General features: G+C 66.4%; 1 pseudogene. It reads right to left on the bottom strand.

The annotated features are described in order from the left end of the window. Nucleotides 1–65: 65 nt before the first annotated feature. Nucleotides 66–1,270 (bottom strand): annotated as a pseudogene (locus J2847_RS33870) (IS256 family transposase). Nucleotides 1,271–1,396 lie beyond the last annotated feature (126 nt).

Below are 1,396 nucleotides of genomic sequence, written 5' to 3'. Positions count from 1 at the left end.
GATCGTGCCCCGAGACGTGGTGTCTGATGAGGGTTCGTGTACCTCGGCGCGCTGAGGCTGCCGGTTTACTCCGCTGAGATGACGAGCGGGTCGTCGGCAGGTTTGCACAGCACGGCCAAGCTTTCCATGGTCATGTAGCGTCGGGACACCGCCCATTCGTCGTGTTGCTCGAGCAGCAGGGCGCCGACCAGCCGGGTGATGGCCGCTTCGCATGGGAAGATGCCGACGACGTTGGTGCGCCGCTTGATCTCGCCGTTCAGGCGTTCCAAGGGGTTGGTGGAGTGGAGCTTGGTGCGCAGGTCCTTGGGATAGACCATGTAGGCCAGCACGTCGAACTCGGCCTCGTCCATCAAGGCGGCCAGTTTGGAAAAGCGCGGGCGCAGGCTGTCGGCGACGTGTCGCCATTGTTCGCGACCTGGTGGGCGGCCTCGGCGGTCTCCTGGGCAAAGGCGGTGCGGATGGTGGCGGCGACCATCGTCTGGTGGGCCTTGCCGACGCAGGCCAGGAGGTTCCTCATGCAATGAACCCGACACCGTTGGAGTGTCGCGCCCAGCACCTTGGAGGCGGCGGCCTTCAGCCCGAGATGGGCATCGGCGATCACCAGCTTCACCCCGCGCAGCCCCCGGCGCGTCAATGAGCGCAGGAACGCGCTCCAGAAGGTCTCGGCTTCCGACAGCCCGAGGCCGAGGCCCAGCACCTCGCGCCGGCCGTCGGTGGTGACGCCGATGGCGAGTATGGCGGCGACCGAGACGATGCGGCCGTCCTGGCGCACCTTGACATAGGTGGCGTCCAGCCACACGAAAGGCCAGTCGCCCTCCAGCGGCCGGTTCAAGAACGCCTGTACCCGCTCGTCGATGTCCTGGCACAGACGGCTGACCTGGCTCTTCGAGATGCCGGTCATGCCCATCGCCTTGACCAGGTCATCGACGTTGCGCGTCGAGATGCCCTGCACATAGGCCTCCTGGATCACCGCGACCAGCGCCTTCTCCGCCGTGCGCCGTGGCTCCAGGAAGGCCGGGAAGTAGGAGCCGCGCCGCAGTTTGGGAATCCGAAGGTCGATGGCGCCGGCACGGGTTTCCCAGGTCCGCTCGCGATATCCGTTGCGCTTGGTTTGCCGATCCTCCGTCCGCTCGCCGTAACCCGCGCCGCACAGGCTTTCCACCTCCAGTTCCATCAGGCGTTGGGCGGCAAAGCCAACCATCTCGCGCAGAAAATCGGCGTCGGCGCTCTTCCCAATCAGGTCCTGAAGAGCGATCCTGTCCTCGGTCATCGTGGTCTCCGTCTCGGTTGATGGTCGTCAAGCAACCTCAACTTACCGAAGACGCACGGTGACCGCCTGCTCCCCCCCTGGCTGGCCCGCCTGCGCCAGCCAGGGGGGGAGCGCTCCGGCGGGCCA

Origin of the sequence: Azospirillum agricola, from assembly GCF_017876095.1 — a bacterium.
GTDB classification, from domain to species: domain Bacteria; phylum Pseudomonadota; class Alphaproteobacteria; order Azospirillales; family Azospirillaceae; genus Azospirillum; species Azospirillum agricola.
The sequence above is the reverse complement of the archived record's forward strand: the minus strand, read 5'-3'. Positions and strand labels throughout refer to the sequence as shown.